16 protein-coding genes are annotated in these 18,267 nt (G+C 62.9%); 5 read left to right on the top strand and 11 right to left on the bottom strand.

The genetic code is table 11. From position 1 onward, the window contains the following. Positions 1-6 precede the first annotated feature (6 nt). A complete protein-coding gene (locus FHY55_RS06440; protein ID WP_140013403.1) occupies positions 7-1,626 on the bottom strand; it encodes a hypothetical protein in 1,620 nt (539 codons plus the stop codon). A gap of 139 nt (positions 1,627-1,765) precedes the next feature. Between FHY55_RS06440 and FHY55_RS06435 the strand changes: the two genes are divergently transcribed. After that, a complete protein-coding gene (locus tag FHY55_RS06435; protein WP_140013402.1) occupies positions 1,766-3,076 on the top strand; it encodes an ATPase in 1,311 nt (436 codons plus the stop codon). Positions 3,077-3,133: 57 nt separating this feature from the next. Here FHY55_RS06435 and FHY55_RS06430 read toward each other — a convergent pair whose 3' ends face one another. Together FHY55_RS06430 and FHY55_RS06425 are read right to left on the bottom strand one after the other, a co-directional pair. Continuing rightward, a complete protein-coding gene (locus tag FHY55_RS06430; RefSeq protein WP_140013401.1) occupies positions 3,134-4,036 on the bottom strand; it encodes a hypothetical protein in 903 nt (300 codons plus the stop codon). Between the two features lie 71 nt (positions 4,037-4,107). Beyond that, entirely contained in the window at positions 4,108-5,622 is a 1,515-nt protein-coding gene (locus tag FHY55_RS06425; RefSeq protein WP_140013400.1) for an MDR family MFS transporter, read from the bottom strand. A 104-nt stretch (positions 5,623-5,726) separates the two neighbouring features. On the opposite strand from FHY55_RS06425, the gene FHY55_RS06420 reads away from it, so the two are divergent. From FHY55_RS06420 to FHY55_RS06405, 4 genes are read left to right on the top strand one after another with little or no spacing between them, the layout of a single operon-like run. Next, entirely contained in the window at positions 5,727-6,338 is a 612-nt protein-coding gene (locus tag FHY55_RS06420; protein WP_254695435.1) for a MarR family winged helix-turn-helix transcriptional regulator, read from the top strand. A 6-nt stretch (positions 6,339-6,344) separates the two neighbouring features. Next, positions 6,345-8,744: a ligase-associated DNA damage response DEXH box helicase gene (locus tag FHY55_RS06415; protein WP_140013398.1), complete on the top strand. Its 2,400-nt coding sequence runs from the start codon at positions 6,345-6,347 to the stop codon at positions 8,742-8,744. Between the two features lie 39 nt (positions 8,745-8,783). After that, on the top strand, positions 8,784-9,440 hold the full coding sequence (pdeM, locus tag FHY55_RS06410) for a ligase-associated DNA damage response endonuclease PdeM (protein WP_140013397.1): 657 nt from the start codon (positions 8,784-8,786) through the stop codon (positions 9,438-9,440). A 55-nt stretch (positions 9,441-9,495) separates the two neighbouring features. Continuing rightward, positions 9,496-9,720, top strand: coding sequence for a hypothetical protein (locus tag FHY55_RS06405; RefSeq protein WP_140013396.1), 225 nt, complete (start codon positions 9,496-9,498; stop codon positions 9,718-9,720). On the opposite strand, the gene folD is transcribed toward FHY55_RS06405, so the two are convergent. The 8 genes from folD to pal all read right to left on the bottom strand — a co-directional run bounded on the left by folD (position 9,709) and on the right by pal (position 18,234). Then, positions 9,709-10,608: a bifunctional methylenetetrahydrofolate dehydrogenase/methenyltetrahydrofolate cyclohydrolase FolD gene (gene folD, locus FHY55_RS06400; RefSeq protein ID WP_140013395.1), complete on the bottom strand. Its 900-nt coding sequence runs from the start codon at positions 10,606-10,608 to the stop codon at positions 9,709-9,711. The two genes, FHY55_RS06405 and folD, sit on opposite strands and share 12 nt — an antisense overlap. 54 nt (positions 10,609-10,662) lie before the next feature. Next, complete coding sequence (locus tag FHY55_RS06395; RefSeq protein ID WP_254695434.1) at positions 10,663-10,974, bottom strand: chorismate mutase; 312 nt, start codon at positions 10,972-10,974, stop codon at positions 10,663-10,665. Continuing rightward, positions 10,974-12,650, bottom strand: coding sequence for a formate--tetrahydrofolate ligase (locus FHY55_RS06390; RefSeq protein WP_140013393.1), 1,677 nt, complete (start codon positions 12,648-12,650; stop codon positions 10,974-10,976). The genes FHY55_RS06395 and FHY55_RS06390 overlap by 1 nt, the downstream gene beginning before the upstream one ends. A gap of 192 nt (positions 12,651-12,842) precedes the next feature. After that, positions 12,843-13,427 carry an MOSC domain-containing protein gene (locus FHY55_RS06385; protein ID WP_140013392.1) on the bottom strand — a complete coding sequence of 195 codons (585 nt, stop codon included), beginning with the start codon at positions 13,425-13,427 and terminating at the stop codon, positions 12,843-12,845. Positions 13,428-13,602: 175 nt separating this feature from the next. After that, a complete protein-coding gene (gene ftsH, locus FHY55_RS06380) occupies positions 13,603-15,525 on the bottom strand; it encodes an ATP-dependent zinc metalloprotease FtsH (RefSeq protein ID WP_140013391.1) in 1,923 nt (640 codons plus the stop codon). Positions 15,526-15,603: 78 nt separating this feature from the next. After that, positions 15,604-16,848 carry a tRNA lysidine(34) synthetase TilS gene (gene tilS, locus FHY55_RS06375; RefSeq protein ID WP_140013390.1) on the bottom strand — a complete coding sequence of 415 codons (1,245 nt, stop codon included), beginning with the start codon at positions 16,846-16,848 and terminating at the stop codon, positions 15,604-15,606. Beyond that, entirely contained in the window at positions 16,845-17,711 is an 867-nt protein-coding gene (gene ybgF, locus FHY55_RS06370) for a tol-pal system protein YbgF (RefSeq protein WP_140013389.1), read from the bottom strand. Before ybgF ends, tilS begins: the two co-directional genes overlap by 4 nt. 1 nt (position 17,712) lies before the next feature. Continuing rightward, on the bottom strand, positions 17,713-18,234 hold the full coding sequence (gene pal / locus FHY55_RS06365) for a peptidoglycan-associated lipoprotein Pal (protein ID WP_140013388.1): 522 nt from the start codon (positions 18,232-18,234) through the stop codon (positions 17,713-17,715). Between the last annotated feature and the right edge of the window lie 33 nt (positions 18,235-18,267).

The following is an 18,267-nucleotide window of genomic DNA, read 5'->3' as shown; positions in this document are numbered from 1 at the left end:
CGCCGCTTAGCTCTTTCTGAAAAGCATGTAGAGCGGCGTGCGATCCACCTCCTCAAGCGTTACTCCCCGCTCTTCGATCCGCTCCAGCACCAGCTTGCGCACCGGCGGCAGAACCGGACAAATGGGCACCAGTATGTAATCGGCGCTGTCGAAGCCCGGGAGCCCGCCGTAGTACCAAGGTGCCCCATTTTCCAGCCGCTCGAACTCTCCAAAAAGCCAGATCGAAGAGAAGAGATCGGCGAAGAAAATCCGCTCTCCCCGATGACCACTGTCTTCGAGGCTCCGCGCGATTGAGTCGAACCAAGCCGGCACGCCGATCATGATCTCGCATTGGGCCAGCGGCTCGCCGTTAAGCAGTTGTGGCTCTTCCTGTTCAGGCCGCTCCGGCCAATCTGCGGTGCCGTCGCCCGGCAGGACCATCGGCACGCGCTTCGCGGCGCTATAGACCCTGATCTTAGCGGCTTTGAGATCGCCATGCAGCGTGGCGCGCGGCAGCAACTGAGCGTGGTCTTCGGCCTTTTGGCCAAGGTGGCGAAGCGGGCTATAGGCGAGGTTTATCGCCGAAGGGACTATCATCGCGAAGGCAGCCGCGGCTGTGAGGCCGACGGCATTATGCATGTCCCAGCCTAGGCCATTGCTTACATCGTGCGAGGGCCGGGCCGCGAAGAGAAGGATGCCGAGCAGCAGCAGCCACTGCGGGTCGTTCCCGTAATTCTGGAAGGTGACGTAGAAGAAGCCCGGCGTGAGCAGCAAGAGCAACATGCCCTCCGCCGACTTACCGCCCTGTCGCAGAAGGATAACGGCAGCCAGCAACACCAGCGAGCCGCCAAGATAGGCCGGCGCGGCGACCACGGCGACAAAGGGCTCACCCGGGTTGGAGCGCACTTCCGAAACGGAAACGCGCAGCAGATCCCGAATATAGGCCAGCCAGAAATCCAACCCGGCAAAAGCCGTGACAATGGCAGCCACCGTCAGCCCGGTGATCAACGCTACGAGCAGGGCCCGATGCTGCTTGTGCACCAGCAGCCCAATACCGACCGGGAGCACGAAGGCAGCGAAATAGGTGACCTTGCAAAGCGCCATGAACGACAGAGCCACGCCCACCACCAGCCCGTCGGCAATCTGGTTGCGGCGCTCCGGGACCGGAGGCAGCATGGCGATCAGGATGGCGAGGAAGGCTGCCGCCCAGGCCCAGCGGTTGTAGTGCATCGAGATCGACACGGAGCGCTGCGCCTCGCCATGCACCAGCGCAGTGGCCAGAACGACCAGAACGGCCCCGAACAGGTAGGGCCAGTAGCCCCCAAGCCGCGAAAGCCCGGCCCGCCACGCCAGCGGCACGAGGCATAACCCAACCAGCGCCTGCGCGTAAAGGATTGCATGGCCAACCCCGGCCCCCAGCTTCACGAAAAGTGCGATGGGAGCGAAAGCCATGAAGCCGATGGGTGTCATGAAATCGAGATGCGGCCACTCGCCTTCGGACATGCGAAAGACAATCTCAAGCAGATGCAGCGTGTCACCTTCATGCTTGCCTACCAGCAGTTCCCCACGCCACGCGGCAATTCCGGCCTGAATCACCAGAACGGCCAGCAGAAACGCGAACAACCTTCCCGAGTTTGTCTTTTTCATCACTGCTCTTGTCCATTTTTTGGCCACATTAGCGAGGCACAGTCTTGTTCACCACGGGTATTGTCCACGCTTTGGGCGGTTATCGGGCGAGACTCGGGGAAATAATGAGACGCGCGCCAAAAATGAGCAGGTGATCCGGATGAACATGGAAGTGGCCAATGTAATTGCGCCCCCCGCCCCCAAGCGGTTGGAAGACATGCAGTTGCCCCTGGTGATGATGCGCGACATCGTGCTGAAAACCATTTTCCGAAAGAACGTTGAAACCGTGGCCGAGATTGCCCCCGCAATCTGCCTGCCAATCCCGGTAACGCAGGAACTGGTTGATCTGGCCCGCACGCAAAAGCTGGTGGAGGCCACCGGCTCGATGATGGCCGGCGGTACGGGCGAAATGGGCTATCAGCTCACCGATGCTGGCAAGGCCCGCGCATTGGATGCCTTGGCGCAGTCTGAATACTACGGCGCAATGCCGGTGCCGCTTGAAGTTTATCAGGAGCAGGTGAAGCGCCAGTCGATCCGCAACATTCAGATCACCCGTCAGCAGCTCACCGATGCGATGGGCCACCTGATCCTGCCAAACGAGTTGCTGGACCATCTCGGCCCTGCGGTGTCAGCAGGCCGTTCGATCCTTATGTATGGCCCGCCCGGCAACGGTAAATCCTCGATCTCTAACGGGATTCGCGATGCCATGGGTGACAAGATCTTTGTACCCCGCGCCATTGAGTACGCCGGTCAGGTTATCACTGTGTACGACCCGATTGTGCATAATGCAGTCGAAGAAGAGGGCGATGATCCAAACTCCCTGCGCCGCACCTCGGGGCGGTTCGATACCCGCTACGTGCGCTGCGAGCGGCCCACCGTGATCACCGGCGGTGAGCTCTCGCTCTCCATGCTGGACCTCGTCTACAACCCCACCGCCCGCACCTATCAGGCGCCGCTTCAGCTGAAGTCGTCAGGCGGCATCTTCATCGTGGACGACCTTGGCCGTCAGGCCGAGCCGCCGCAGGCGCTGGTCAACCGCTGGATCGTTCCGCTGGAAGAAAGCAAGGATATCCTCGCGCTCCAATCGGGCGAGAAGTTTGAGGTGCCTTTCGACACGCTGGTGATCTTCTCCACCAACTTCCACCCCAATGAGATCTTCGATAAGGCGGCCCTGCGCCGGATCTTCTTCAAGATCAAAATCGACGGGCCGGAGCAGGAGGATTATCTCAAGATCTTCGCTATGGTCGCCAAGAAGCGCGGCATGCCGCTGGATCAGGACGCGCTCATTCACCTGCTCAAGGTGAAGTACCCTGAGATCGACAATGTTTACGCCAACTATCAGCCGATCTTCCTGATCGACCAGATGATCGCCATCTGCGAGTTCGAGGGCATCCCCTACCAGATGAGCCCTGAGCTCATCGACCGGGCCTGGGCGAACATGTTCGTCAAGGAAGAGAAAATCGTGCACTGAGGCGGACGCGTCAGCCACTAATCAGAAACGCGGGCCTTTGGGTCCGCGTTTCGCGTTTTACTTTGCGACAGCCTCCACCGCGGCGCCCAGCTCCCGCGCCACTTGCCGGGGGGAGGCACGGTGTGCCACGTCACGCATCCGCTCCAGCCCCTCCGCCCAGACCGGCCCGCCAAACTCATCACGTGCCTTCTTGAGCATGTCCTGCACGGCCTCCGGTGAATCGTTGGCAACGAAGTAGGGATAATCGGCACCAAGGTAGCTGACTGCGTCATCCACATCCGGTTGCAGGATGATGTTCGACTGGCAGGCCGCGGCGGTGAAACCCTTGGTGAAGGGCTTGCAAATGCCCTCCGGCGTGTCATCGGCGCGCACGGCGTAATGCAGGTTGAACTCTGGCAGCCGCGCCAGCACCGCCTCGAACTGCTCCGAGGTTTCGGCCTGAAGCACCTCGGCCTCCACGCCGTCGGGCATCGCCGTGTTTTCGGGCCGGCCGAGATACATCATCCTCAGGCGGTCAAGCGGCGCAAACTCCAGCTTTTGCAGGCGCACGTCCCAATGGTGGGTGACGTAGGCAACCCTAATGCCCGGCATCTTCTCCACCAGTTCCACCACCTGCTTGCGCGATGAGCCGATGTGCAGGTCGATTGCCGCCATGTGGCGAGAGCGCGGGGCCTTGTCGATCCAGTCTGCGGCGACGGCGACACCATTCGATTTGAGATGCTCAATCACCTCGTGATCGACATGCTGGATCATCGCTTTGCAGAGGATCACCACGCCCTCGGTAATGTCACGCACCGCCCCGATCTGCTCTCCTGTATCTCTCTGGGGCATTGAGCGAGCGGTGACGTCGAAGTCCTTTAAGTGGCGCTGGCCGATCTTTGCGAGTTGCATCGCCCGCATCGTTACTGAGCCGCGCTTTGCGTGGCCCTTGGCATAAAGGATCGTCACTGGAAGTGGCATTTTAACGCTCAACTGCTGCCTCACTCGCCCCCGTGATGGGGGATTAGGGCAGATCAGGCAACCGTTAACCGTCAGGCCTTGGCCGGGCCCTGCTCGAGCGGCAGTTCTCGCAATGCGAGCGAGACGAGGCAGGCGATCACCGCCACGCCCGCCGCCGTCCAGAAGATCGGATGCAGGGCCATAGAGAACCCGTGCGTCACCTCCTGCTGCGCTTCCGGCGGGAGGGCCGCCAATGTGGCGGCGCTGATGGAGCTGAGGCTGGCATCGTCCGGCAGGGCTCCGCCAAGGTTAGTCGCCAGCCCGCTGCCAAAAAGCGCGCCGAACGCCGCAGTGCCGATAGAGCCCCCGATGAGCCTAAACATATTGGCAGAGGCGGTGCCGACGCCGAGCATGTGCCGCGGCACGGCGTTTTGGATCGCCGCAACCCCGATGGAGAACACCGGCCCAAGGCCTAGACCAACGCAGACCATCGACACAGCCACCAACCAGAGCGGCGAGCCTTCCGAGAGAGTGGAAAGCGACAGCATCGCGGCCGCGAGGAGCCCGGTAGAGAGCGTGGGCATGATCTTGTAGCGCCCCGTGCGCCCCATGATCTGCCCAGCGGCCGTAGAGGACGCGATGAGCCCGGCCATCATTGGTGTCAGGAACAGGCCAGAAACGGCTGGGGAAACGCCCTGCACGACCTGAAGGTAAAGCGGGATGAAGGTGATTGTGCCAAACATCGCCACCCCCACCATGAAACCGACCGCGTTCACCACCAAAAAGGTATTGTTGCGGAAGAGCCCCAAGGGGAGGATGGGCTCTTCCGCACGCCGCTCGGCAATGACGAACCCGGCGCCAGCCGCCACGCCTAAAGCCACAAGGCCGAGGAACGCAGGGCTGTCCCAGGGGAGGACCGTCCCGCCGAGGTTGGAACCGAGCACTGCCACCGAAAGGACGGTGGCCAGAAGCCCGGCGCCTGCAAAGTCGAGTTTCGCCCTGCTCTCTCGCACCGGTGTTTCAAGTGCAAAGCCAAGAACGACAAAAGCCAGCAGGCCGACGGGGAAGTTCACGAAGAAAATCCAATGCCAGCTGAGCGCTTCGACGAGAAAGCCGCCAATGAGCGGGCCGATCACCGTGGAAACACCGAAAACCGCGCCCAAAAGCCCCTGCGCCTTGCCACGCTCGCGCGGCGGCAAGACATCGGCAACGACGGCCATCGACACCACGATCAGCCCGCCGCCGCCAAGCCCTTGCACAGCGCGCCCGGCAATCAGCATTTCCATCGACTGGGCAAAACCACAGATCGCGGCACCGAGGACAAAAACGAGGATGCCGCCCTGGATCACGATCTTGCGGCCAAAGAGATCACCCAGTTTACCACTGATCGGTGCGCCGATGGTGGATGCCAGCAAGAACGCGGTGATGATCCAGGTGATGTGATCCACCCCGCCAAGCTCCGCCACCATAGTGGGCATCGCGGTTGTCACGATGGTTTGGCCCAGTGAGGCAAAGAGCAAAGTGGCCGCTACAGCCACAAGAACCAGCCCAATGCGGCTCTTGTGCTCTTCGTTGCTCACAAATGTCTTTTCGTCTGCCGGTCGCACATGTATTTCCTTTCCATTCAAGCCAAAGGGCTTGGGAAAACTGCATAGCGCATATATGTGTCGTCAACATACATGTGTCAACAGCACGAAGCAGGAGGGCCGCCTTGGGCGACAGAGACACCGAAGTGGTGCGCAAGTTGGAGCAAGTCGGGGTTGATGAATCCCTGGCCCGAAGCGCACTTGATCTGGATGCAGTGTTACAGCGCTGGCGCCGCAGAGTGTTCAAGCGCGAGCTGGGCATCCGGGCAGTGCAGGAGCTTGGGCTGAAGGTCGAACTGGCAGAGCTGGATGCGCTTATTGCCGTGTGGCGGCCTTCGAATGAGTTTGGCGACGAAGTGTCGGGCGAAACCACCGTTGGCAGCGTGGCCAACCGCCTTGGCATAGACCCCTCTCGTGCCTCCCGCCTGACAACAGAGCTCATACGCAAGGGGCTTATCCGGCGCGGTGTCAGCCAAGAAGATGCCCGGCGGGCCATTCTTGAAGTCACGCCAGATGGCGGCCGCATCGTTAAGGCCGTTCGGGCCTTCAAATTCTATACCCTCGGGAACTTCTTGAAGAGCTGGACCGAAGAAGAGGTGCGCACCTTCGTGCCCCTGCTCGAAAGGTTTTCCAGCTGGTCAGATGCGCCGGAAGATCCGAGCGGGCGGATTGCCGCTGAAATAGCCGACCTTCGAAAGAGCCTCGCCGACCTCGCTGAAGCGCCGGAGGGCAGCTAAAGCCGCATGGCCGCTCTTCCACCGCGTTTCGCCAGCTGGTTTGAAAGCCATGACTGGCAGCCGCACCCCCACCAGTTGGAGATGCTCGCACGCGCTGAAGAGCCGGCTTCTTTGCTTATCGCCCCCACAGGGGGCGGCAAAACCCTCGCCGGGTTTCTGCCCTCCTTGGTTGAACTGGCCGATGGCGCGCACGAGGGGCTGCACACCCTATATATCTCGCCGCTCAAGGCGCTGGCCGCCGACATTCGCCGCAACCTGCGCCGTCCGGTGGAGGAGATGGGCCTGCCCGTCCGCATCGAGGACCGCACCGGCGATACCTCCGCCTCAGCGCGCAAACGTCAACGGGCCGACCCTCCGCATATTTTGCTGACCACACCTGAGTCGCTGGCGCTGCTGATCTCTTACGAGGATGCTCCCCGCATTTTTGCTGGCCTCACCCGCGTCGTTGTCGATGAAATCCACGCGCTGGCAGAAAGCAAGCGCGGCGATCAGTTGATGCTCGCGCTGTCGCGGCTTCAGGCCCTTGCCCCCGGCCTGCGCCGCGTTGGCCTTTCCGCCACGGTAGAAGACCCGCCCGCGCTTGCTCACCAACTCGCCCGTCATCCGGATCCCTGCCCCGTGATCCTCGCCGATCCGGGCCCCCTCCCCGACATTGCGATGCTCAACACAGCCGCCCCACCGCCCTGGGCCGGAGGCGGCGCGGCCCATGCCCTACCAGAAGTGCTGGAGGAGGTGCGCAAGCACCGCACCACCCTGATCTTCCACAACACCCGGGCTCAGGCCGAGATCTTTTTTCACAACCTCTGGCTCGCCAATGAAGAAGGCCTGCCCATCGCCATCCATCACGGCAGCCTCGCCCGCGAGCAGCGCCAGAAGGTTGAGGCGGCGATGGTATCCGGGGAGTTGCGGGCGATTGTGTGTACAGGCACGCTCGATTTGGGGATCGACTGGGGCGATGTAGACCTGATCATCCAGATCGGCGGCCCCAAGAACATCAAGCGGCTCGTTCAGCGCATCGGCCGGGCCAATCACCGCTACAACGCGCCGTCAAAAGCGCGGCTTGTGCCTGCCAACCGCTTCGAAGTGCTCGAATGCCGCGCCGCTTTGGAGGCCGTTGCCGCCCATGACCTCGATGGCGAGCCGCGCGGCCCCGGCCCGCGCGATGTGCTCTGCCAGCACATCCTCATCCGCGCCTGCGCCGGTCCGTTCGACGAAACCGAGCTTTTCGGCGAGGTGAAGTCGGTGGGAGCCTACAGCAATCTCAGCCGGGCCGCGTTTGATGACTGTCTGGATTTTTGCGCAACAGGTGGCTACGCGCTAAAAGCCTATGATCGTTGGCAGAAACTGATGCAACGCGATGGCCGCTGGACGCTACGCGACCCCCGCGCGGCGCAGCGTGTCCGGATGAACATCGGCACGATCCAAGACACTGAGCTGTTGAAAGTGCGCCTTCGCGGGCGCGGTGGCAAACCGCTGGGCGAAATCGAGGAGGGCTTTGCCGCGACCCTCACCGAGGGAGACACCTTTTTGATCGGTGGCGAGATCGTTCGCTATGAAGGGCTCAAGGAGATGACCGTCCAGGTCTCCCGCTCGGGTAACAAGACGCCCAAGATCGCTGTGTTCGGCGGCACCAAATTTTCGGCCTCGACCCGGCTGACCGAGCGCATTCTGGAGCTGATCCACGGCGATTGGTCTGCCCTGCCTCACCACGTGCAAGAGTGGCTGGCGCTCCAACGCAACGCGTCGCAGTTACCCCGCGGCGACAGGCTGCTTGTCGAGAGCTTTCCGCACGACAGCCGCGCTCACACATGCCTCTATGGCTTCGCCGGGCGCAACGCGCAGCAGACATTGGGGCTGCTGGTAACGCGCCGGATGGAAGAACTGGGGCTTGATCCGCTTGGCTTTGTGGCGACGGACTATGCCACGCTCATCTGGGGCCTTGAGCCGGTGGAAGACCCGGATCCGCTGCTCGCTCCGCAGGTGTTGCGCGATGCATTGGAGGGGTGGCTGGCAAAGAACGCCGTGATGAAACGCACCTTCCGTGCCTCTGCCACCATTGCTGGTTTGATCGAGCGCAACCTGCCGCAAAACCGCAAGTCGGGACGGCAGGCCACCTTCTCCTCCGATATCCTCTATGACACTCTGTTGAAGTATGACCCCGACCATTTGCTCATGCGGATCACCCGAGAAGAGGCGATGAAGGGGCTTGTAGATTTCGGACGTGTCGAAGAGATGCTCGCCCGTGTTGCCGGGCGGATCGACCATATGCAGCTGGATCGCGTCACCCCCATGGCCGCTCCCCTTTTGCTTGAAGTGGGCAAGGTGCCTGTTGCGGGCAAGGGGCGCGAGCGGCTAGCGGAAGAAGAGGCCGAAGCGCTCATGGCCAAGGTCGGGCTCGAGGGCTAGGGCTTGCACAAATCCAACATTCCAGCCTAAGAACGGATCATGAACGCCCACAGTTTCACCCTTGCCGGTTGCAGGCTTGAAGCGCGGCCATCCGGGGCGCTCTGGCTGCCGGATGCGCGGCTGCTGTGCGTCTCCGACCTGCATCTTGGCAAGTCCGAGCGCATGGCACGTCGCGGCGGGGCGCTGCTGCCGCCCTATGAAACGGAAGAGACCTTAGCGAGGCTGGAGGCGGAACTGGCTGCGCTGATGCCGCGTAGCGTGGTGTGCCTCGGAGACAGCTTTGACGATCTCGGAGCCGCGCTCGCGCTGCCAGAGGACATGCAGCTAAGGCTTCAGGCGATGCAGGCCGGGCGGCGCTGGATATGGATCGAGGGCAACCATGACCCGGGGCCGCTGGAACTGGGCGGCGAGCACAAGGCAGAGTTGGCAGAGGAAGGGCTGGTGTTTCGCCATATCGCAAGCCCTCGACCCGAAGCAGGCGAAGTCTCGGGCCACTACCACCCTAAGCACCGGCTGCCCCGCTCCGGCACTTCCCGGCCCGCCTTTGTCTATGATCAGCGCCGCCTGATATTGCCCGCCTTCGGCGCCTACACCGGCGGTTTGCGCTGCAGTACTCCGGTACTGCGGGGCCTTTTCAGCGCCCGCGCCATTGCCGTGCTCACCGGCCCACGGGCGTTGGCAGTGCCCTTGGAGTGATTGTCGCCGCAAACGCGCTACTATCCTTGATGAAAACCCATTCAAGGAGGACCACATGGACCCGACCATCGAAGGACGCCTGATCGCGCAACGCCAGGTCATCGCCATGCTCTTTGCAGGGCGCAGTCAGGATGAAATCCTGCACTGGCTCGAAGAGGCAATGCGCGACGGTCAGGAAGATCCGGGTGCCGTTACTGAAGAAGCCTTTGCCATCGAAGGTGCGCTGGCGGACGAACGCAAGGCGCTTGCACGGGAGGTACGGCTGCGGTCAGGCCGTTAGGCCCTCGGGCTCGGGCAGCCCATTTGCGCGGCAGCACGCCGTCACGGTATTGGCCAGAAGACAGGCGATCGTCATCGGCCCCACGCCGCCCGGCACCGGGGTAATGGCCGCAGCCCGCTCGGATGCCGCCGCAAAATCAACGTCGCCAATCAGGCGGGTCTTGCCCGGTTTGTCGGGATGCGGAATGCGCGTGATACCAACGTCGATCACCGTGGCACCCGGCTTCACCCAATCGCCCTTCACCATTTCGGCGCGCCCGACGGCGGCGATCAGCACATCGGCGCGGCGACAGACCTCTGCCAGATCTTTCGTGCGCGAATGTGCAATCGTGACCGTGCAATTGTCGCGCAGCAGAAGCTGCCCCATCGGCTTGCCAAACAGGTTGGAGCGCCCGATCACCACAGCATCAAGCCCGGTCAGATCACCCAGTTGATCGCGCAGCAACATCAGGCAGCCCAGCGGTGTGCAGCTTACCAAAGCCTCTCCGCCGGTGGCCAATAGCCCGGCATTGGCAACGCTCAGCCCGTCGACGTCCTTGGCCGGGTCGATCCGGGCCACGGTGCGGCGTTCGTCGAGGTGGTCGGGCACGGGGAACTGGCAGAGGATGCCATGCACCGCCGGGTCAGCATTGAGCTTGTCGATCAGCGCAAACAGCTCCTCCTCGGGGGTGTCCGCAGGCAGTTTGTGCTCAAAGGAGGCCATGCCAACCTCAACCGCCTGGCGGTTCTTGGCCTTCACATAAACTTCGCTCGCCGGATCCTCGCCCACCAAAACCACCGCAAGCCCGGGCGTGATGCCGTGGTCAGACTTCAGCCGAGCCACGTGGCTAGCCACCTTCTCCCGAACCGTTGCCGCGAAGGCTTTTCCGTCGATGATCTTTGCGCTCATGTGGCTCTCCATCTGGGTGCGTATTTGGCGATCGGCGACCGTGGCGCGAGGGGCCTAAAGGTCGGCTCCGGCAGTGCCGAGGTGTTCCTGCTCGCGGGCTACGTAGAAGTCGATCATCTGCTGCCACATCGCTCGCGCCAAGTCCGGGGCGAAGCCCTCCGCCTCGGCTCTCGCGCTGACCTTCTCCAAAACATCGGCCGCCCGCGAAGGCGCGGCTGCGGAAATACCCGCCAGCTTCTTGAGCGCCGGCACACAATCCACATGGGCCTGCCGCTCGGCCAGCAAGGCAATCAGCGCGCCGTCGATCTCATCAATCTGGGCGCGCATCTCGGCCATGTTGTCGATCTCGGCAGGGGGTTTGCGCATCAGAATAGTCCTTCCACCTCTCCGGCGTCGTTCAGCCCGATCGACTCTGCCGCCGGATGGCGTGGCAGGCCGGGCATGGTCATGATTTCACCGCATATCGCCACAACGAAGCCCGCGCCAGCCGAAAGCCGCACCTCTCTCACCGGCACCGAATGGCCCGTTGGCGCACCGCGCAGCCCCGGATCTGTCGAGAAGCTGTATTGCGTTTTGGCCATGCAGACCGGCAGGTTGCCAAATCCAGCCGCCTCCCATGCGTGCAACTGGTCGCGGATCTTTTTATCGGCCAGCACCTCATCGGCATGGTAGATGCGCGTCGCGATGGTTTCGATTTTCTCAAACAGCCCCATCTCATCGGGATAGAGCGGGGCAAACTGGGCCTGACCGCTATCGGCAATCTCGGCCACGCGGGTTGCCAGCTCTTCGGTGCCTTTCGAGCCTTCAGCCCAGTGCTTGCACAGAATCGCTTCGGCCCCCATCTCGGCCACGTAGTCCTTCACCGCCTCCACTTCGGCCTCGGTGTCGGAGACAAAGTGGTTGATCGCCACCACCACCGGCACGCCAAAACCCTTGAGGTTCTGGATGTGCCGCCCGAGGTTGGGGCAGCCTGCCTGCACGGCCCCCACGTTCTCCGCCCCGAGGTCGGCCTTGGCCACGCCGCCATTCATCTTCATCGCGCGAACCGTTGCCACCAACACCACGCAATCGGGCGTCAGCTCTGCCTTGCGGCACTTGATGTTCATGAACTTCTCGGCCCCGAGGTCAGCCCCGAAGCCGGCTTCCGTCACCACATAATCCGCGAGCTTTAGCGCCGTGGTCGTGGCGATTACCGAGTTGCAGCCATGAGCGATGTTGGCGAAGGGCCCGCCATGAACAAAGGCAGGGTTATGCTCCAGCGTCTGCACGAGGTTTGGCTGCATCGCATCCTTGAGCAACACGGTCATCGCTCCGCTGGCCCCGATGTCGGCACAGGTAATCGGGTCACGATCCCGGGTGTACGCCACGATGATCCGGCCCAACCGAGCTTCAAGATCGGCGAGGTCGGTGGCAAGGCACAGGATGGCCATGACCTCAGAGGCCACGGTGATGTCAAACCCGGTCTGACGGGAAAAGCCGTTGGCCACGCCGCCAAGGCCCACCACCACATCGCGCAGCGCGCGGTCGTTCATGTCGAGCACCCGGCGCCACGTGATCCGCCGCTCATCAATCCCCAGCGCATTGCCCCAGTAAATATGGTTGTCGATCATCGCCGACAGCAGGTTGTGGGCCGAGGTAATGGCGTGGAAATCACCGGTAAAATGAAGGTTCATCTCCTCCATCGGCACCACCTGCGCATAACCACCGCCCGCCGCGCCGCCCTTCATGCCGAAACACGGGCCAAGCGAGGCTTCGCGAATGCAAATCGCCGCCTTCTTGCCAATGGCGTTGAGCCCATCGCCAAGGCCCACTGTCGTCGTGGTCTTGCCCTCGCCCGCGGGCGTTGGGTTGATCGCAGTGACGAGGATCAGCTTGCCATTGGGGCGGTCTTTAAGGCCCTCAATGAAGTCTTGCCCCACCTTGGCCTTGTCATGGCCGTAGGGCAGCAGGTCGGCAGATGGGATCCCCAGCTTGGCCCCGATCTCCTGAATGGGTCGTTTCACTGCCTCGCGGGCAATCTCGATGTCGGACTTGACGCTCATGGGGCCTCCCTCCTCCGGTCGCGGTATTACTGACGTGGTAACGCTCACACCAGCCCGGCAGGGCGCGTTTTCCGACACATTCCAGCGCGGAAACGCCCAGACGCGGAAACCGAGGCGGCAGATTGGAAACTGAGCACCCTAACGCACGCCCTTTTACAGCGCGCACCACACAGCACCACGCTTTTCAGGCAACTAGTGCCCGGCCCATGCGGGCTGATCGGGTATGAAGACCGAAAGCGGATCCCCAAGCGCAATCCGCCCCTCACGCTCGATCCACGCCGTAACCCCGCGTTTGCCCATAGCGGCAGCCTTGAAGCCCTTCCCATGACCCGGATGAGTGTCTTCGATTTCCTTGGCCGGGAAGTTGCAGGGGCCGTTTTCCACATCAACCGTGATCGTCGCGCCAGAGGGCGCCTGAAGACGGGTGCCGGGCGGGATGTGAGAAAAATTGGGCAGACCGGAAACAACCAGCGAAGCGCCGATCAGATCAGGCGAGAGATGCTCTAGCTCCAAAGTTTCGGCAATTTCCGCCAGTTCTTCTTCCGAGACAATCGAAAGCTGCCGCGTGTTGCGAATGGTCGTGCCCCGCTCGGGATAAAGTGCCAGAACGCGCGAGCAGGAGGGCCGCGTTACCCCGCCATGGTCTTCGCCGGGAAAGCCCTCCAGCGTGGCGCCCACCGCCTTGAGCGGCTCCGAACGCAGCGTCGCCTCGCGGCTCTCGACCCAGCCGAGCCAAGCGACGGTTGCCACCGTATCGAGTTTCTTCAGCCCTGCCATCGAAGTGCTCCTTCCGCTTCTGCGGCGGACCCTATGCAAGAGCTGCCAGAAGGGGAAGAGCGCGCTGACCGGGCAGCCACGATCGGGCGCTGGGGGGCCTAAGACAAAGACGCCGCGCGAGGCGCGGCGTCTGAATTTGATATCAGCCCAGCTCTGAGCGGCTGGAGCTATCGCCTCAAGCCGATGGCTCAGGCTCCATGCCACCGCCTTTGCGCGGTTTGGTCTTTGGAACCGCCGTCAGCGAAGGCTTGTCATCCTGACCACCACCGGGCGTGGCGCCGGTATCGTCATCGTCGCCCCGGTTGAGCGGCTCACCGGCGATAACGCGGGTGATCTCATTGCCGGTCAGCGTTTCATATTCCAGCAGGCCCTGAGCCAGGTTCTCCAGATCCTGCGACTTCTCTGTCAGGATCCGCTTGGCCGTTTCATAGCCCTCATCCACCAATTCGCGCACCTTATCGTCGATGAGCTTCTGGGTGATCCCGGAATGGCTGGTCTGGCCCTGATAGCTGCCAAGGTGGCTTTGCTGCTCGTTGGCATAGTCGACATATCCCAGCTCGGGGTCAAAACCGAACTGCGTTACCATCGCGCGGGCAATCCGCGTGACCTGTTGAATGTCGGAAGAGGCCCCCGAGGTCACATTTTCCGGGCCGAAGATCAGCTCTTCCGCCACGCGCCCGCCCATCGCCATGGCGATCTTGGATTTGTACTTGGTGTAGCTCACCGAAAGCTGGTCACGCTCGGGCAGCGACAGCACCAAGCCCAGCGCCCGGCCGCGCGGAATGATCGTAGCCTTGTGGATCGGGTCGTGCTGCGGAACGTTGAGGCCCACAACAGCATGGCCCGCCTCGTGATAAGCGGTCAGCTTCTTCTCGTCCTCGGTCATGACCATGGAGCGGCGCTCGGCCCCCATCATCACCTTGTCCTTGGCGTTCTCGAAGTCTTCCATCGTCACAAAACGGCGACCCACGCGCGCGGCCATCAGTGCGGCCTCGTTCACGAGGTTGGCGAGGTCTGCGCCCGAGAACCCGGGGGTGCCGCGTGCGATGATGCGCAGGTCCACATCGGGGCCGAGCGGCACCTTGCGGGCATGCACACCAAGGATTTTTTCGCGGCCCTTGATGTCGGGGTTGGGCACCTGCACCTGACGGTCAAACCGGCCCGGGCGCAGCAGCGCGGGGTCGAGCACGTCAGGGCGGTTGGTGGCGGCGACGATGATGATGCCTTCGTTGGCCTCAAAGCCGTCCATCTCCACCAGAAGCTGGTTGAGGGTCTGCTCGCGCTCGTCGTTGCCACCGCCATAGCCCACGCCACGGGAGCGGCCCACAGCGTCGATCTCGTCGATGAAGACGATGCAGGGTGCGTTCTTTTTGGCCTGCTCGAACATGTCGCGCACACGGGAGGCACCAACACCGACGAACATCTCAACAAAGTCCGAACCGGAAATGGTGAAGAAGGGCACGCCCGCTTCGCCCGCGATGGCGCGTGCGAGAAGCGTTTTACCTGTACCCGGAGGGCCAACGAGCAATGCACCCTTGGGGATCTTGCCGCCAAGGCGCGAGAACTTCTGCGGGTTGCGGAGGAACTCGACGATCTCTTCGAGCTCTTCCTTGGCCTCGTCGATGCCAGCGACATCGTCAAACGTCACCCGCCCGTGCTTTTCAGTCAGCAGCTTGGCCTTGGACTTGCCGAAGCCCATCGCCCCGCCACGGCCACCGCCTTGCATCCGGTTCATCAGGAAAATCCAGATGCCGATCAGGATGATGAAGGGCAGCAGCGTGCCGATGTAGGCTAGCAGGCCGTTTTGCTGCTGCGCCTTGGCTGAGACCTCAACATTATTGTCGATCAGCACCTCGGTCGGGTCGACCTCGGGCGGAATGATCGTGGTGTAGGTGGTGTCATCCGTGGTGCGGACGCGCATCTCCTCGCCGTCGATGGTTACCTCCGTCACCGAGCCATCCTCGACCGCTTCGATGAAGTCGGAGTAGCTGAGGTTGCGCGACGACATAGTGGCGTTGTCGCCGGAGAAGAGGTTGAAGAGCGCTAGGATCAGAACAAACAGAACGACCCAGAACGCGATATTTCGTGCGTTGCCCATCAGGCAGACACCTCCCGGAAAGCTAAAATGCCGCGCGGGCGCGGTTCATCGCACAACATAGGGGTTTTTGCCCGGGGTTCAATCGGCCCGGAGGGTGGAAACAAGATGTTCCGCCCCGTGACATAGCCGCGCGGCCCAACCTTCGGGGCGCCCAGCCAGCGGGGCAGAGAGCAGCCGGTCTCCCAGCCAGAGCGCGGGCGAGGCCAGCAGAGACGCCCTTGGCAGGCCGGAGTCGCGCCAGTTTTCGCACTCTGCAAGGCCGATAGCTCCAAGTGCGGCCACATGGGCACCATCCGGCGGCTTGGGGCCGTGAAACTGCCAGCGCTTGTCCCATAGTGCGGCGGGCGGCGTGGCCACATCGGCCACTGCGGCATATTCGCGTGTGATCCGCCAAGTGGCGCCTTCGCTGGAAATCCGGCAGCCATGCAGCGTGCCGGCCTTGCCCTGCTCAAGCCCATCCAGCATAGCCGTGAGCGACTCGAACCGGGGGCGATAAACGGTGGAAGACACCCAGCAGAGCGCGTGAGCGAAGGCCCGCAGCACGGTTTCACGGGGGGCCGAAAGGCTGGCGGGGCTCGGCATCAGCAGGTCGCCCTGCTCGACGCTGGCGCGTCCGAGATAGGCCGCGGCGCCGTGGTTCAAGGCGTCCCGCGCCATGGCCATCTGGGACGCGGTGCGCACAAGGCGCTCCGGCGTCAGCCCGAGGCGTGATAGCTCCTTGGTCATCGCCCGCGCCTTCACCCTGTCGAACCGCAAGTCATCGTTGGAGGGATCATCTGCCCACGCTACCCCGCGCGCGGTCAGTTCCGCGCGCAGATCTTGGCGCGAAACCTCCAGCATCGGGCGAAGCCAGCTTATGCCAGCCGATCTGCGCAACGGTGCCATCGCAGCGAGCCCGTCCACGCCAGAGCCCCGCGCAAGGCGCATCAGCACGGTTTCTGCCTGATCGTCGCGTGTATGGCCCAAGGCAACATGCGCCAACTCGTTGCGCTCTGCCCAATCTGCAAGCAAGGCGCTCCGCGCTGATCGGGCCGCTGCTTGAAGGTTTCCCTCCCCGGCCCAGCCTTCCCAAGGCAGAATCTCGTGCGGCAGACCGAGAGAATGGCAAAGCTGCCCGGCCTGCTCGGCCTCTTTGCCGGACCCTTCCCGCAACTGATGGTCTACCGTCGCCGCAAAAAGCTGTATCTCGGGCAAGGCCTCACGCGTCAGGATCAGCAGCGCCGTGCTGTCACTTCCCCCCGAAAGGGCAATACCAAGCCGGGTTGGCGGCCCGTCCGTCCAAAGGCGCGAGTAAGCGGCAGAGACGTTTGCGGCGAAGCTCAACTGCACCCGATGGTGCGGCGGGCGGCGCCAGCGTCAAACGCCACGTCGCTGTTCGGGAAGCGTACCTGAACCTCGCCCAGCGTGGTGCAGGCCTCGGTGTTCTGGCCCAGATCGGCCAGCGAGGTGCCCAGCTTATAAAGCGCATCGGCAGCCATTGGGCCCTGCGGATCGGAGGAGTAGCTTTCAAGATAGGCGCGCGCGGCCTCTGGCACTTTCGACAGCTCATAAAGCGCCTCGCCGCGCCAGAAATGCGCAGCGCTGGTCAGCGGCCCACCCGGGTAGGATTGGGTAAAGGACGCAAAGAGGTCAACGGCGCTTTGAAAGCTACCAGAGTCGAGGGCCGCCTTCGCCCGGTCGAAATCGGCCTGTTCGGCCACGGCCATCGCGGGGCCGGTAGAGGGAGCGGTGGTGCCGCCGTTGCCGTTACCATTGTCGGGGGTGATCACAGCCTGCTGGCCGCCCCCGCCGCCACTCGCCGGGGCCGTACCCCCGAGTGGCAGCGTGTCACCAATTTCTCCGAAGTCGCAGCTCGGCTCGATCTCGCACACGCGAAATTCGAGGTCTCCGACCCGGTTGGTGCCATCGGCCACCACCCTGTCGATCCGGTTCTGCATTTCTTCGGTGCGCGACGTGAGCGCCTGAAGCTGGGCTTCAATGGCATTCACCCGGTCCAGCACCGAACCAGCCACAGCGCCACCTGAAGCGCCCTGCGTGGTCGAAAGCTCACGCTTCAGCTCCTGCATCGAAACATAGACAGTCGCCAGTTCCTGCCGGATATCCGCCAGCGTTTGCGCATCCTGCGCCACAGCAGGCAGGCCGCCGAATGCGACGAACGATGCGAAGAGAGCCCCCCGGAGCCTCATGTCAGAACCCCGCGCCGGCCGAAAGCACCGTGACGGAGCGGCGGTTCTTGGAATAACAGACCTCTGTCGAGCAGACTTCCAGCGGGCGCTCCTTGCCATAGCTGACAGTCTTCAGCCGCGAGCCGGCAACGCCTTGGGAGATCAGGTATTCCTGCACCGCATTGGCGCGGCGTGCGCCCAGCGCAAGGTTGTATTCGCGGGTGCCCTGCTCATCGGCGTGGCCCTCAACGATAGCGGCGTAGGAGCTGTTGGTGTTCAGCCATTGCGCCTGCGCCGTCAGGGTTTGCTGCGCCTCCGGCGAGAGGGTCGATTGGTCGACAGCAAACAGCACCCGATCGCCGACGCGCTGCGAGAAATACTCGGGCGAGCTGGGGTTGGATGCGGGGTTATTGGGATCGTAGGCATCAGCGCCCACCGTGCCGTCACCGCCAGCGCCCCCGGCTCCAAACCGGCCAGGGTCGGTACAGGCCGTCACGGCCAGCGCCAGGGCGATCAACCCGGATTTCACGAGGATATTGTTCATCTCGACTGCCTCTCTCTCATGGTGCGCCCTGTT

Source organism: Oceanicola sp. D3, from assembly GCF_006351965.1.
GTDB lineage: Bacteria > Pseudomonadota > Alphaproteobacteria > Rhodobacterales > Rhodobacteraceae > Vannielia.
The sequence above is the reverse complement of the archived record's forward strand: the minus strand, read 5'-3'. Positions and strand labels throughout refer to the sequence as shown.

What these genes read in the sequence shown, in the direction of transcription:
- FHY55_RS06440 (WP_140013403.1), bottom strand. Translation starts at nt 1,626, where the DNA reads ATGAAAAAGACAAACTCGGGAAGGTTGTTCGCGTTTCTGCTGGCCGTT.
- FHY55_RS06435 (WP_140013402.1), top strand. Translation starts at nt 1,766, where the DNA reads ATGAACATGGAAGTGGCCAATGTAATTGCGCCCCCCGCCCCCAAGCGG.
- FHY55_RS06430 (WP_140013401.1), bottom strand. Translation starts at nt 4,036, where the DNA reads ATGCCACTTCCAGTGACGATCCTTTATGCCAAGGGCCACGCAAAGCGC.
- FHY55_RS06415 (WP_140013398.1), top strand. Translation starts at nt 6,345, where the DNA reads ATGGCCGCTCTTCCACCGCGTTTCGCCAGCTGGTTTGAAAGCCATGAC.
- pdeM (WP_140013397.1), top strand. Translation starts at nt 8,784, where the DNA reads ATGAACGCCCACAGTTTCACCCTTGCCGGTTGCAGGCTTGAAGCGCGG.
- FHY55_RS06405 (WP_140013396.1), top strand. Translation starts at nt 9,496, where the DNA reads ATGGACCCGACCATCGAAGGACGCCTGATCGCGCAACGCCAGGTCATC.
- folD (WP_140013395.1), bottom strand. Translation starts at nt 10,608, where the DNA reads ATGAGCGCAAAGATCATCGACGGAAAAGCCTTCGCGGCAACGGTTCGG.
- FHY55_RS06395 (WP_254695434.1), bottom strand. Translation starts at nt 10,974, where the DNA reads ATGCGCAAACCCCCTGCCGAGATCGACAACATGGCCGAGATGCGCGCC.
- FHY55_RS06390 (WP_140013393.1), bottom strand. Translation starts at nt 12,650, where the DNA reads ATGAGCGTCAAGTCCGACATCGAGATTGCCCGCGAGGCAGTGAAACGA.
- FHY55_RS06385 (WP_140013392.1), bottom strand. Translation starts at nt 13,427, where the DNA reads ATGGCAGGGCTGAAGAAACTCGATACGGTGGCAACCGTCGCTTGGCTC.
- ftsH (WP_140013391.1), bottom strand. Translation starts at nt 15,525, where the DNA reads ATGGGCAACGCACGAAATATCGCGTTCTGGGTCGTTCTGTTTGTTCTG.
- ybgF (WP_140013389.1), bottom strand. Translation starts at nt 17,711, where the DNA reads ATGAGGCTCCGGGGGGCTCTCTTCGCATCGTTCGTCGCATTCGGCGGC.
- pal (WP_140013388.1), bottom strand. Translation starts at nt 18,234, where the DNA reads ATGAACAATATCCTCGTGAAATCCGGGTTGATCGCCCTGGCGCTGGCC.